Annotated in this window: 14 protein-coding genes; 3 read left to right on the forward strand and 11 right to left on the reverse strand. The window is 61.7% G+C overall.

Annotation, left to right across the window (positions count from 1 at the left end; all coding sequences use genetic code 11):
• The first annotated feature begins 241 nt into the window (after window positions 1-241).
• Together AC07T0_RS03635 and AC07T0_RS03640 are read left to right on the forward strand one after the other, a co-directional pair.
• Window positions 242-610, forward strand: a complete 369-nt coding sequence (locus AC07T0_RS03635; RefSeq protein ID WP_494999902.1) for a DUF6124 family protein — start codon at window positions 242-244, stop codon at window positions 608-610.
• A 255-nt stretch (window positions 611-865) separates the two neighbouring features.
• Window positions 866-1,780, forward strand: coding sequence for a LysR family transcriptional regulator (locus AC07T0_RS03640; RefSeq protein ID WP_494999903.1), 915 nt, complete (start codon window positions 866-868; stop codon window positions 1,778-1,780).
• Window positions 1,781-1,784: 4 nt separating this feature from the next.
• Here AC07T0_RS03640 and madM read toward each other — a convergent pair whose 3' ends face one another.
• The 9 genes from madM to mdcA all read right to left on the reverse strand — a co-directional run bounded on the left by madM (window position 1,785) and on the right by mdcA (window position 9,210).
• Window positions 1,785-2,549 carry a malonate transporter subunit MadM gene (gene madM, locus AC07T0_RS03645; RefSeq protein WP_494999904.1) on the reverse strand — a complete coding sequence of 255 codons (765 nt, stop codon included), beginning with the start codon at window positions 2,547-2,549 and terminating at the stop codon, window positions 1,785-1,787.
• A gap of 1 nt (window position 2,550) precedes the next feature.
• Window positions 2,551-2,967: a malonate transporter subunit MadL gene (madL, locus tag AC07T0_RS03650; RefSeq protein ID WP_494999905.1), complete on the reverse strand. Its 417-nt coding sequence runs from the start codon at window positions 2,965-2,967 to the stop codon at window positions 2,551-2,553.
• 65 nt (window positions 2,968-3,032) lie between these two features.
• Complete coding sequence (mdcH, locus tag AC07T0_RS03655) at window positions 3,033-3,962, reverse strand: malonate decarboxylase subunit epsilon (RefSeq protein ID WP_494999906.1); 930 nt, start codon at window positions 3,960-3,962, stop codon at window positions 3,033-3,035.
• A complete protein-coding gene (locus AC07T0_RS03660) occupies window positions 3,959-4,603 on the reverse strand; it encodes a malonate decarboxylase holo-ACP synthase (protein WP_494999907.1) in 645 nt (214 codons plus the stop codon). The genes mdcH and AC07T0_RS03660 overlap by 4 nt, the downstream gene beginning before the upstream one ends.
• Before the next feature lie 6 nt (window positions 4,604-4,609).
• Window positions 4,610-5,413, reverse strand: a complete 804-nt coding sequence (gene mdcE / locus AC07T0_RS03665) for a biotin-independent malonate decarboxylase subunit gamma (RefSeq protein ID WP_494999908.1) — start codon at window positions 5,411-5,413, stop codon at window positions 4,610-4,612.
• Window positions 5,410-6,261: a biotin-independent malonate decarboxylase subunit beta gene (locus tag AC07T0_RS03670; RefSeq protein WP_494999909.1), complete on the reverse strand. Its 852-nt coding sequence runs from the start codon at window positions 6,259-6,261 to the stop codon at window positions 5,410-5,412. Before AC07T0_RS03670 ends, mdcE begins: the two co-directional genes overlap by 4 nt.
• Window positions 6,254-6,553, reverse strand: coding sequence for a malonate decarboxylase subunit delta (locus AC07T0_RS03675; RefSeq protein WP_494999910.1), 300 nt, complete (start codon window positions 6,551-6,553; stop codon window positions 6,254-6,256). The genes AC07T0_RS03670 and AC07T0_RS03675 overlap by 8 nt, the downstream gene beginning before the upstream one ends.
• Window positions 6,553-7,533, reverse strand: coding sequence for a triphosphoribosyl-dephospho-CoA synthase (locus AC07T0_RS03680; protein ID WP_494999911.1), 981 nt, complete (start codon window positions 7,531-7,533; stop codon window positions 6,553-6,555). The genes AC07T0_RS03675 and AC07T0_RS03680 overlap by 1 nt, the downstream gene beginning before the upstream one ends.
• The gene (gene mdcA / locus AC07T0_RS03685; RefSeq protein ID WP_494999912.1) at window positions 7,534-9,210 is read right to left on the reverse strand and encodes a malonate decarboxylase subunit alpha; all 1,677 of its coding nucleotides are present in this window, start codon (window positions 9,208-9,210) and stop codon (window positions 7,534-7,536) included. It lies immediately after the preceding gene.
• 496 nt (window positions 9,211-9,706) lie between these two features.
• Between mdcA and AC07T0_RS03690 the strand changes: the two genes are divergently transcribed.
• Entirely contained in the window at window positions 9,707-10,192 is a 486-nt protein-coding gene (locus tag AC07T0_RS03690; protein WP_494999913.1) for a hypothetical protein, read from the forward strand.
• A 131-nt stretch (window positions 10,193-10,323) separates the two neighbouring features.
• Here AC07T0_RS03690 and AC07T0_RS03695 read toward each other — a convergent pair whose 3' ends face one another.
• Together AC07T0_RS03695 and AC07T0_RS03700 are read right to left on the reverse strand one after the other, a co-directional pair.
• Window positions 10,324-10,758, reverse strand: coding sequence for a hypothetical protein (locus AC07T0_RS03695; protein ID WP_494999914.1), 435 nt, complete (start codon window positions 10,756-10,758; stop codon window positions 10,324-10,326).
• The gene (locus AC07T0_RS03700; RefSeq protein ID WP_494999915.1) at window positions 10,721-11,350 is read right to left on the reverse strand and encodes a nucleotidyltransferase domain-containing protein; all 630 of its coding nucleotides are present in this window, start codon (window positions 11,348-11,350) and stop codon (window positions 10,721-10,723) included. The genes AC07T0_RS03695 and AC07T0_RS03700 overlap by 38 nt, the downstream gene beginning before the upstream one ends.
• Window positions 11,351-11,990 lie beyond the last annotated feature (640 nt).

Here is an 11,990-nt window from a genome sequence, read left to right on the forward strand (position 1 = left end):
TCCCGCACAGGCACCCTCCGGTAAAAAACAAAGCGCCCACCTCCTATATATCGTTCCATTGATGAAGAAAAAAAGACCGGGCCTAGAAAATGAAATACCACGAAGGGCTGTGCCGGTGAACGACACAGGCCTTGCCGGCCAAATAACCCCAGGAGGGTTGCAGCCGAAGCGGCTTTACTGACGGCCCGCAGCCTGATCGACAACACGCTCCCTACGCCAAAATACACCACGATTTGCCGTCATGACCTCAACCCAGGAGTTCAACGGAGCCCATGCTGATGTCCGCGCCCGCCCCCTCCCGCCCGCTGCACAAGCGCGACAAGACCAGCGACCGGGTATATTCGCCCATTACAACCTGCCACCGGTTGAACCATCCGAGCCTTATAAACCTCCGGATAGCCTGTTCCAGATTCGCGCGGATGTGCGCTCGGAAGAATCGCTGACCAGCGTCTATGAGCTGCTGGAGTCAGCCGCTGCGACGGCCTATGAATCCGTGGCAAACCTGAGCGGTGCCAACCGCAAAGTGGTGCGGGGTGTGGTGCATCTGGTCGAGTTGGCGAAGGCGTTGGTGGATTCGGCGTTGAACAAGCGCGGCGGGGAATACCTGTAAGTTCCGCGGCGCCTGGACCGACCTCTTCGCGGGCAAGCTCCGCTGCCACATTAGGTTTTGTGTCGGGCACAAGATTCAGGTCCGACTCAGACATTGTGGGAGCGGAGCTTGCCCGCGAAGAGGCCGGTGAGAGCGCCAAAAACCTCTCAGGCCATTGTGCATCCATCAAGCCAGCCCCGACCCCATTCTGAAAAAGCCCCAGCCAAAACCCCAGGACTTGGGCACAATTGGGGCATTCGAATAAGAGCCCGCGCCATGCTGATCGACGAAGAGCTGACCCTGAAAAAGCTGGAGGTGTTCCTGGCCTTTATGCGTACCGGCAACCTGGCGCGGGCGGCGGCTGAGTTGCAGACCAGCAATGTCAGCGTGCACCGGGCCATCCACTCCCTGGAAAGCGCCCTGCGCTGCCCGCTGTTCAAACACGAAGGGCGCAACCTGACTCCGCTGGAAAGCGCCTATGTGCTGGAAGAACGCGCGCAGAAGCTGATCCAGGACGTCGTCGAAAGTGTGCGCATGACCCGCGAAGCCGCTGGGTTCTCCGCCGAGCGCTTCAAACTCGGATCACTCTATTCGCTAACGGTGAAAACCGTGCCGCAACTGATCATGGGCCTGAAAATCCGTCGCAGCGAGCTCAATATCGACCTGATCCTGGGCTCGAACTTCGATCTGCTCTACAAGCTCAAGAACATGGAAGTGGACGCGATCCTGGTGGCGCTGGACGACTCGACCAACGACCCGGACTGCGAACACCTGCCGTTGTTTTCCGATGATATTTTCCTCGCCGCCCCCACCGATTCGCCGTTCGACCGGCAGAACGAGGTTGACCTGGCGGACCTGCGGGACATGACCTTCATCAGCCTGACCCAGGGCTTCGCCACGCATCGGGACAGTCACCGAGTGTTCGAGCAGGCGGGGTTCAAACCGAAGGTGGCCATGCAGGTCAACGACATCTTCACGCTATTGAGCATGGTCAGCTCCGGGGTCGGCTATGCCTTGTTGCCGGGGCGAATTGCCGCGGTCTACGAAAACCGGGTGAAGCTGATCCCATTACAGGCGCGCTACCGCCTGCAACAGCATATTGGCGTGGTGTTCCTCAGAGCCAAGGAACGTGATCCCAACCTGTTGGCGCTTCTGGCGGAATGCCGGATGTATGCCAACAGGTTGAGCTGAATGCTCAGCCCAGCAAACCACGCACGATGAAGAACAGCACCGAAGGCCCCAGCAGACAACCCAGCCCGGTATGGAAGGTCGCCGTCAGCGCGCCATAGGGCACCAGCCGCCGATCCGTCGCCGCCAACCCGGCGGTCACACCGCTGACCGTACCCGCCAGACCACCGAACACCATCGCTGAGCGCGGGTTGTCCAGTCCCATCCAACGCGCCGCCACCGGCGTGCCGACCATTACCAGAATGGCCTTGATCAAGCCCGTCGCGATCGACAGCGCCACCACATCGGAAGTCGCGCCAATCGCCGCCCCGGTCACCGGCCCGACAATGTAGGTCACCGCCCCGGCACCAATGGTGGTGATGCTCACCGCATCGCGATAACCGAAGGCCCAGGCCATGCTCGCGCCGACAATAAACGGCAGCACCGTGCCCAGCAGCAACGCCAGCGCACCGATCAAGCCGGCCTTTTTCGCCTCGCTCGCCTGTACCTCGAAAGCCGTGGCGACAATGGCGAAGTCACGCAACATCGCACCGCCCATCAATCCGACGCCGGAAAACAGCGCCACATCCGCCAGGCCCTTCTGCCCGCCGGTCAGCGTTCCGCCAATCCACGCCAGCACCAGGCCGATCGCAATGGCAATCGCCGAGCCGTGGATCCGGCCATAGGTCAGGCGCTTGGACAGCACCACCGACACCCACATCACCACGCCGACACCGGCGAAGGCTGTCACCAGCCCATTCGCGCCCAGATCTTTTCCAATGAGCTCCCACATATCAGCGACCTCCCGCAGTGGTTGAGATCGGTTCAAACGTTTCCGGTTCATCCGGTAACGGATCGCCTTTATGGATCCGACTGAGCAGGGTAATCGCGCAACCGCAGACCACCACCGAACCAATCGCCGCCAGCACCGCCAGCGGCCCACCGTGCAGCGCCGCGACCACGTTCTGGTTGGCGGCCATGGCGACCACCACCGGAATGTACATCGCGCCCCAGAAACCGACGCCCAGCTCGCAATCCTTGGTCAGACCGCCGCGTTTATGCATCCACAACCGGGCGCAGATCAGCAGGATCATGGCAATCCCGACCCCGCCGACATTGGATTTGACACCCAGCAGCACGCCCAGCATGTCACCCAGAATCACCCCTGCCAGCGTACAGATCGCCAGCAGCGCCACACCGTAAATAATCATTGTTGTTATCCTCGTAGTGCATTGCCGAAGTTGTTGTTTTTGTCCTTCGAAGCAGCAGCCGGTGTTTATCGGTGACGGCGTCCCTCCTCATCCAGCAGCGCCTTGAGGCTGTCCAGCCGGGCTCCGTCGAACGCAATGACGCTGCCTTGCTCGAACACCCGGCGTGCCAGGCCGGTCAAGACCGATCCCGGAGGCAGTTCAATCTGCAGACGGGCACCACGCTCATAGGCGCTTTGCACGGTGCCGCGCCAATCGACGACCCGACGCATGTTGAACGCCAGGTCATCGCGGATCTGTTCAGCGCTATGCAGGAGCCGCGCGCTGCTGCCGCTGAGGTAGCCCAGGCGCGGTGCCTGCAGCGACACCGTGGCGAAAGCGGCGGCCAGTATCCGGGCCGGTTCGTCCAGCAACGGGCAATGGGACGGCACGCTCACCGCCAGGCGCTTGGCCACGCCGTCCTTTCCCATCAGGGCCACGAGTGCACTCATGCCCTCGTCGCTCCCGGCGATCACACATTGGTTATCGGCGTTGATATTCGCCAGGTAGACCGGTGTGCGTTCGCTGTGAACCTGGGCCAATAACTTATCCACAGCCGCCAGCTCCAGCCCGATTACCGCCGTCATACCGTAGCCCTGTGGATAAGCCTGTTGCATCAACTCGCCGCGCAGGCTGACCAGCCGCAGGGCATCGCTGAACGCCAGGCTCTCGGCCAGTACCGCTGCCGGGTAGGCGCCGATGGACAAGCCGGCGACATAGGCCGGTGCTGCAGTGTCGGCCAACAGCAGGCGAGCACTGGCCACCCCGGCCACCAGCAAGCAAAGCTGGACCGCGCGGGTCGAGGCCAGGGCATGCGGCGTATCCAGCAAGCCCACGTTCTCGCCCAGCACATCGCTCGCCTCGTGCAGGCAGCCACGCACGATCGGGGCATCCGGCAGGCGATGCAGCATGCCGGGCTGTTGCGCACCCTGGCCGGGAAACACCAATAGGCTGCTCATGCCATTTGCTCCTGGACGCACCAGGGATCGAGCACCAGTTGTGCACCCTCGACACACTTGAGCAGAACCCGTCGCGCCGGGCCCGCCCACTCCGCCAATGCCACCGCGCCCAGCGGGGTTTGCAGTTGCAGGTCGACACGACAAAACGGGTTATCGAGTTGCTGCAACAAGCTGGCGGCCTGACAACGCGACAACGCTTGCGGTGCACGCAGAATCAAATCCAGGTCGCTGTGTTGATGCAGGGCCGGCAAACCGCTGGCCAACTCGAAACCGGCACTGCCGCTGACGCCCCAGGCCAGCCTCGCTTCATTCAGCAACGGACGCAGGTAATGCAGCGCCTGCAAGGCTGGCCAGTCCTGCGCAGCGACTTCAATATCGATCAGGGCTTCGGGCCGTACGCGACGTTCAACCAGCGCCCGCGGCATCAGCGTGGCGAAACGTTGCTCACGCAAAGCCCCGCGTACGCCCACCGGCACCTGATCCACCGCGGCCAGCGCCCGACGCACCACCACCGGCTGGCCGAGGCTCAGCGCCTCGGCCACCCAGCCCGGGGCGTCCGCCGGCAACTGCGCCGGGGTCAGCCCCCAGAGCAGGTCATGAGCCAGTAAATCAGGGGGCGGGAGCTCGTCGTCAGCGCGCATCGCGGCTCACCACTGCTCGCGCAGCAGCTGCCGAACCCGGCTCGACGCCGCCCGATTGCTCGCGCCCAGGCGCCCACTCAAGTCCGTGCCCTGCTGCGCCACATCGCCGATCGCTTCGATCAGGCAGCCCCGCACCTGCGCCAAGTCGTCCACTGTCGGCTGCTCAATCTGGTCCACGCCCAGGGTTTTCCACAGCAGCCCGAGACTGGCGTAGCTGTCGATGTCATAGGCCATCGGCGGCACGCTGGCGGCCAGGGCTTCCAGCTCTTCGACACTGCGCAGGGTCACCCGCGCCGCCGATGCCTTGCCCATGGCATGCACCATCACCCCCGGATCGCGCAGGGCGATCAGCCGATTGGCCTGATAACCGTGGGCGAGGAACGCCCCGGACATCGCCTTGCCGACCAGCAGCGCGATCACCGCGTGCCCCGCCAGGCGGGCCCGGGCATAACTGTCCGCCGCACCGGCCAGGGCCTGGTGAATCCCCAACGCTTCTTCGCGACGGCCGTAAGCCTGGCTCGGCACATCGACTATGGCGATCAACGCGCGCTTGTTCGCACGGCCGCTGTCGGCCTCGATCACTTCGTCCACGGCCTTGGCCAGGCCCCAACCTTCGAGCAGCCCGACCTCACCGTTGCGGGCGCGGACAAAGCGGTTGGCCGGATCGGCCACCACCGCCAGAAAGCGCACCGGCTGACCCGCGAGTTCAGCGTCGGCGACTTTCAATGAAGGCGGCAGCCCGGACACTTCGGCCGCGCCTGACGCCAATGCCTGGAACCAGTGCAAACCGCGCAGGGAATAAGTGCTCATGGGCGCTCTCCTTGGAAAAGACCACGGACCGTGGCCGGATCGATTTGCGGTTCGGCATCCAGCTCGGCCAACCGTTGCAGATACCAGTCCGCCTTCCGACTGCGCTGTACGTCGGGCAAGCCGGCCTCCAGCAATGCGGCGACCTGTTGCTGGATCAGTGCGACATCGTCGGCGACATAACGGTCCACCAGGCCACTGGCGAAACGTTGCTCGCCACCGGTCAGGCTCCAGATAAACGGTCGGTCACGGGAGTCGTACTCCTTCAGCCCCGCCTCCTGCTCGATCACCTGCGGGCCGTTGAGACCCAGGCGGGCCTCCTGGGTCACCAGCAGATAACTGCACAGCGCCGCCGCGATGGACATGCCGCCAAAACACCCGACGCTGCCGGCCACCACACCGATCACCGGCTGATAACGGCGCAGGTCGACAATCGCCGCGTGGATATCAGCGATGGCCGCCAGCCCCAGATTGGCCTCCTGCAAACGCACGCCGCCGGTTTCCAGCAGCAGCACGGCGCGGGTCGGAATGCCGTTGCGGTTGTCCTCGGCGGCCAGTTCCAGGGCGCCGGCGATTTTCGCGCCGCCGACTTCACCGAGACTGCCGCCCTGGAACGCGCCTTCGATGGCGGCGATCACCACCGGCAAGCCGTCGATGCTGCCTTTGGCGATCACCACGCCGTCGTCGGCCTGCGGCACCACGCCCTGGCGTTCGAGCCAGGGCGACATGACCCTGGCAAAGGGATCGAGCAATTCGCGGAAACTGCCACGATCGAGCAAGGCTCGGGCCCGCTGCCGGGCACCCAGTTCGACGAAGCTGTGCTTGTTCAGCAAACGCGCGCTGTCAGTCATGGCCGATTTCCTCGAAACCTTGTTCCAGGCGCAAGCGGACCACCCCGGGGGTGGCGCCGAAATCATGGATATCGATGGCCAGCGCGGGCGGCAACTGGCCGTCGAACAGGCGCTCGAACAGATGTTGCCAGCGGGTTGAGCTGCCATTCACCGAGGTTGTGACCTGGATCGACAAGGTGCCCGGATGACCGGGTTCCAGCAGCACTTCCAGGTCGCCCGAACCGACGCAGCCCACCAGCGCACGGCCCTTGGGCGGTTGCCCGGCGGGGAATTCAAAGGACAATTTTTCCATCACAAGGCTTCCTGTTCGAGGCGATCGATCAGCAGGCAGGCGGCGAGCAGATCCGCCGCGCCACCCGGTGAAGCGTTCATCGCCAAAAGCTGTTGATCCAATTCATGCAGGCAGCGCCGACCGGCCAGGCTGGCGCTACCGCCGGCCTCCAGCACGGCGCGGGCGCCCTGTTGCATGGCCTGCAACCCCGGCACGCCGGCGCGATAGAGCACGCAGGTGTCGGCCAGCTCGGTCATGATGGCGAGCAAGGCATCCAGCCGGGCGTTCTGCTCGCCATGGCCGGCGAGCCGGCTGCGTTTGAGTTGCGGCAGGCCGAGTCGGGTCACCGCCGGAAAGCCCAACTGCGCTTCCTCACGGGCACCGCGAGCGCCGTAGCGTTGGGCGACCTGGCTGCCATGGCTGCTGCTGTTGGGCGCGAAACGATCTTCCAGCAAGGCCAGGCGCGCGGCGCGCAGAGTCAGTGCCTTGGCGCTGACGGAGCGAGGCTCGAGCGCCGCCGCCGCCACCAACAGCCCCAAGGCCCAGATCGCCCCGCGATGGGTATTCACCCCGCCAGTGGTCTGCAGCATCGCCTGCTCGCCTTCGCGACCGATGCGGCCCAGTGCTTCACGCAACTCCCTGTAGGAGCGAGCTTGCTGGCGATGGGCGTCAACGATAACGCGGGGTGCCTGATACCCCGTGGCGCCTGGACCTCCATCGCGAGCAAGCTCGCTCCTACAGGGGACGGTGTATTCCGAAACGTCGCTGGCGTTATCAAGACCTTGCGCCGCTTCGGCCATCTCCTTGAACATCGGCCACAGCGACAATGCCGAGGCATGCATCAGGCCCAGATGTAGATCGCTGTGCGCACCGTTGCCGCGTCGATCCACCAACGCTGGCTTGGGCGACAGGTCGGCTTCGTCGATCAGCGCGTCCACTGCGAAGTCCGCCAGGCGCTCGGCCAGTGACAGGGGTTGGGCTAGCAGATTGAAGGCGTGCATTTACCAACTCCTGAATTTGGCGGGCGGGTTGTACAGGCCACCCGACCACTCCACCAGGTCGGCCACGCTCTTGGCCGCCAGCAGCTCGCGGCTGGCATCGGTGCGCCGAATGCCGAGGTCTTCGGGCAAGGCGATCAGGCCTTCGCGACGCATCCGCAGGGTGTCCTTGGGGTTATGCCGCAAGCCGATGGCGGTCACACCGGCCACGGCGGCGATCATCGCCTGGCGCTCTTCCAGGGAACGGGCCTTGTACAGGTAGGCGATGCCTTCTTCGGTGAGCAAATGGGTGACGTCGTCGCCATAGATCATGATCGGCGCCAGCGGCATCCCGCTTTTCCTCGCCACCTCCACGGCATCGAGGGTTTCAACGAAGGTCGGTTTGCCCCCCTCCTGGAAGGTCTCGACCATCTGCACCACCAGCTTCTTGCCACGCTCGAGCAAGGCTTCGGGCGCATCGCTGGTATTCAGGCGCATATCGAGCCAGGCCGGGGTGCCATGCCGACGACCGCGCGGGTCATGGCCCATGTTCGGCGCCCCACCGAAACCGGCCAGGCGGCCACGGGTCACGGTGGACGAATGACCGTCACCGTCGACCTGCAAGGTCGCGCCGATAAACAGGTCCACCGCATACTGCCCGGCCAACTGGCAGAACATCCGGTTCGAACGCATCGAGCCATCACGCCCGGTGAAGAACACATCCGGGCGGGCCGCGATGTAGTTTTCCATGCCCAGTTCGGTACCGAAGCAATGCACGCTTTCGACCCAGCCGCTTTCGATGGCGGGAATCAGCGTTGGGTGCGGGTTGAGCGTCCAGTTGCGGCAGATCTTGCCTTTCAAACCCAGGGATTCGCCGTAGGTCGGCAGGATCAGCTCGATGGCGGCGGTGTTGAAACCAATCCCGTGGTTGAGGGACTGCACCTTGTGTTTTTCGTAGATCCCGCGAATCGCCATCATCGCCATCAGCACATGCACCGGCTTGATATGGCGCGGGTCGCGGGTGAACAGCGGCTCGATATAGAAAGGTTTGTCCGCCACCACCACGAAGTCGACCCAGGACGCGGGGATATCCACCCGCGGCAGCTCGCTGACGTCATCGACCAGTTGATTGACCTGGACGATCACGATCCCGTCGCTGAACGCCGCCGGTTCGATCAGCGCCGGGGTGTCTTCGGTACTCGCACCGGTGTAAATATTACCGGCGCGGTCGGCCATGAAACCGGCACTGAGCACCACGTTGGGGATCAGGTCCACCACCAGGCGCGCATAGAGTTCGATGTAGGTGTGAATCGCGCCGATTTCCAGCAGGCCGTCTTCCAGCAACTGGCTGATACGCAGGCTCTGGGTGCCGGCGAAGGAAAAGTCCAGCTTGCGGGCAATACCGCGTTCGAACAGGTCCAGGTGTTCGGCGCGGCCGACGCTGGGCATGATCATATGCAAATCATGGAGCTTGGCCGGATCGGCTTTGACCAGGGAACGGGAGAGGAAATCCGCCTGCTTCTGGTTATTGCCCTCCAGCACCACCCGGTCGCCCGGCATGATCAGGGCTTCGAGGGCGGCGACGATCTTGTCGGTCGGCAACACCACGCCATCGGCGAGGCCTCGTACCTGCTCGAGACGGCGCTGCTTCTCGGTGCGCCGCCGCGTCCAGCGCGAGTCGGGGGAATTGGGGGTTGTCATGCTCACTCCACGGGTTCGCTTTCGTGGAGTAGACAGTAGAAGTGAATCGGTCCGGCATCAATCAAGCCCGCCGGCGGATCGTTACGCTCAGGGTAATGGTTCCCCGAATGGAAGCCGCGCAACACTTGATGGAAGGTCCCAATAAGGGAACGATAGGTCTCTTATTGGGACCGTTCGAAATACGTCGGCGGTGAATACGCGAAGGGTAGGCACCCGTGAGATTTTCGCGTATGGGTCAGAGTCTTCGTGGGCGAGTCCATCCAATTACAGTGCGGCGTCGATAACAAGCTTTGCGTACGACACAAACCTGAGCAGGGCTTGCCCGCGAAGAGGCCAGCAGCCATTACGTCAAACCGTCTGTCGGTTAACCGCTTCACCCTGTCAGTTCTGACAGTAGTCAAACATCCGTCTCCAGCGCCTACTAAAAACCGCGCCGCGATCTCCAATGTCCGGTTCCACGGGCAGGGTCAAAAGCGCCTGCGACCGGAGAAAAAAGATGAAGAATCTAGACGATTTTGTCGATTTCGAAGATGGAGAAAGGCACGGATGGGAAAATGATATTGGCTCTCTCGATGGGATACTCAAGACGGAAGAAGGCCCGAATACTTTCTGGTCCGGCAAGCTGGAATGCAGACCCACACACCGGTTTATGCCCTCTCTTGCCAAGATGTTTACCCTTCCTGGCGGAGAGCAAGAGAGAGGGACACTTGAAATATCCTTCAGATACCGCGTTTATCCGCCGGAGCCGGGGGAAGCAACACTGGTCGCGGTCATAATTACAGCGAACGTATCACTGGCTTATAGCGCTTTTCTTATAGATAGGAACACTCCAACCGGCAAGTGGCATCAAAATGGCGCCGGAGTTCGCTACACCGGTAACAGGGCTCATATCGTGATCGGTACGGATTTCGGAGATGGGAGTGGTGTGTCCCGTAGGGTGGACATCGATGACATCAAGGTTGTGCAAATTCCCGACAAATAAATAGACATTCACCAAGGCCGCCTGACTTGCGAGTGTTGTTACCCAGTGGAGCCAGCTCCCTCGCCACGGGTTTCAGGTGGCCCGACGGATCAGGCTGAAGTGGTTACGCTCAAGATAATGCTTCTTCTCACTCAGCAGGAATAGAGCCCAGCCATTGTTTGATCGACGACGGCCTTCAATGCAGTGGCGTTGTCGATCAACTCCGTCAGCAATCCCTCGTCTTCATCCATGTAGCCTTCATATTCCGCCAGGTTCCGGCGCTCGTGACACAAGGCGAACAAGCGAACCTGCAACTTGTTGATCCCGGCGGTATGAACCAGGCACTGGAACACCAGATAACGGCGGTCGGAACGAAAGCCCGATAAGCGCAATGCCGTGAGGGCAATGCCATGGGCGGCGTTGTAGGCTAGGTCGAAGCGACTGGCAAAGGAGAGCTGGGTACTACGTGCATCCTGCAAACGGTCACTCGCCGAGCGCATCAGACCTTCGCACTCCTTGCGGTCCGCTGGCTCGGCCTTCAGGCCGCCGCTACGTTGCAGGTTTTCCAGGCTTTGGTTTTTGTCCATCCTTAGACTCCGACGGGTTTTCACCCATGATGTTGAGCTTTTCCTGCCCCAGCACCCGCTGAACGAAGCTGTTGCCAGTGGCAAGTTTTGCGTTCCAATCCTGCAAGCTGTACAGCGTGGGGTTGATGGTGCGGCCCAGTTGTTCTTCCATGGGCAACAGCCGCTCCATCACTTCGCTGTAGTGCAGACCGTCACCGATCAGCATCAGGTCGATATCGCTGCCGGAATGGGCTTGATCCTTGGCGATGGAACCGTAGACAAACACCCAGACCACTTGATCCGCAAACGAACCGAGCGCCACGCGCAAATGTTCAACGATACCAAACGTCTTGCGCACGATACCCAGCAGCTCCTGATAAATAGGACACGCGGGATTGGCCTGATAGTGCGTCTGATTGCCTTGCCGACTGAGGGTCAGGATGCCAGCCCGTTGCAAGCGTTCCAGCTCACGCATCAGGCTGCCTTTACCAACCTTCGCCCAACGGGCTATCTCATTGGCATAAAAACTATGGTCTGGCTTGCCAAAGAGCAAGCCCAAGATTCGCTGTTGTGTTGCAGTAAATAACGCGTCGCTGAGGGAGAGGGTTTGCATGAGCACACCAAAGAGTCCCAAAAAGGGAACCATAGGTCCCTTTTTGGGACTTATCAAGCACCTTTCAAGCCGACTTCGACTCCAACATCAGCCGCCCCACGATCCGCCCCTGATTGCCCGGCGCCAACGGACAGCCGCAAGCGGCTTCGAAGCTGATCAACCGATTTAGCAAGCAGGATTATAATTTTGTGGCGAGGCGATTTATCCCCGCTGGGTGCGCGAAGCGGCCCTCAAGCGGGCATCCCCCAATGCAAACCGTTTGTCGGTTAACCGCTTCACCCTGTCAATTCTGACAGTAGTCAAAATCCGTCTCCAGCGCCTACTAAAACCTGCTCCGTGACCTCCAATGTCCGGCTCCACGGGCAGGGTCAAAAGCGCCTGTAAACGGAGAAACGAACATGAAGCGCTTTAATGATTTTACCGATTTCACGGATGGAAATTGGAATGGCTGGCAAAACGGACGGGGATTACCCGGTGGACAGCTCAAGACCGATAAAGAAGAAAAAGGCCCGAATACTTTCTGGACGGGCAAGTTGGAAACGGATCCCGGGCATCCGTCAAAAATTCAGGCGTCGCTCTGGAAAGAATTTACCTTTGAGAGCGAAGAGGACAGGAAAGCCTACTACATAATCACTTTCGA

This window comes from Pseudomonas sp. GW821-FHT04D07 (assembly GCF_059420225.1).

Excerpts from the sequence above, each read along its gene's own strand:
- AC07T0_RS03700 (WP_494999915.1), bottom strand. The coding sequence starts at position 11,350 with ATGCAAACCCTCTCCCTCAGCGACGCGTTATTTACTGCAACACAACAG.
- AC07T0_RS03660 (WP_494999907.1), bottom strand. The coding sequence starts at position 4,603 with ATGCGCGCTGACGACGAGCTCCCGCCCCCTGATTTACTGGCTCATGAC.
- AC07T0_RS03670 (WP_494999909.1), bottom strand. The coding sequence starts at position 6,261 with ATGACTGACAGCGCGCGTTTGCTGAACAAGCACAGCTTCGTCGAACTG.
- AC07T0_RS03635 (WP_494999902.1), top strand. The coding sequence starts at position 242 with ATGACCTCAACCCAGGAGTTCAACGGAGCCCATGCTGATGTCCGCGCC.
- AC07T0_RS03690 (WP_494999913.1), top strand. The coding sequence starts at position 9,707 with ATGAAGAATCTAGACGATTTTGTCGATTTCGAAGATGGAGAAAGGCAC.
- mdcA (WP_494999912.1), bottom strand. The coding sequence starts at position 9,210 with ATGACAACCCCCAATTCCCCCGACTCGCGCTGGACGCGGCGGCGCACC.
- mdcH (WP_494999906.1), bottom strand. The coding sequence starts at position 3,962 with ATGAGCAGCCTATTGGTGTTTCCCGGCCAGGGTGCGCAACAGCCCGGC.
- AC07T0_RS03675 (WP_494999910.1), bottom strand. The coding sequence starts at position 6,553 with ATGGAAAAATTGTCCTTTGAATTCCCCGCCGGGCAACCGCCCAAGGGC.
- AC07T0_RS03640 (WP_494999903.1), top strand. The coding sequence starts at position 866 with ATGCTGATCGACGAAGAGCTGACCCTGAAAAAGCTGGAGGTGTTCCTG.
- AC07T0_RS03680 (WP_494999911.1), bottom strand. The coding sequence starts at position 7,533 with ATGCACGCCTTCAATCTGCTAGCCCAACCCCTGTCACTGGCCGAGCGC.
- AC07T0_RS03695 (WP_494999914.1), bottom strand. The coding sequence starts at position 10,758 with ATGGACAAAAACCAAAGCCTGGAAAACCTGCAACGTAGCGGCGGCCTG.
- madM (WP_494999904.1), bottom strand. The coding sequence starts at position 2,549 with ATGTGGGAGCTCATTGGAAAAGATCTGGGCGCGAATGGGCTGGTGACA.
- madL (WP_494999905.1), bottom strand. The coding sequence starts at position 2,967 with ATGATTATTTACGGTGTGGCGCTGCTGGCGATCTGTACGCTGGCAGGG.
- mdcE (WP_494999908.1), bottom strand. The coding sequence starts at position 5,413 with ATGAGCACTTATTCCCTGCGCGGTTTGCACTGGTTCCAGGCATTGGCG.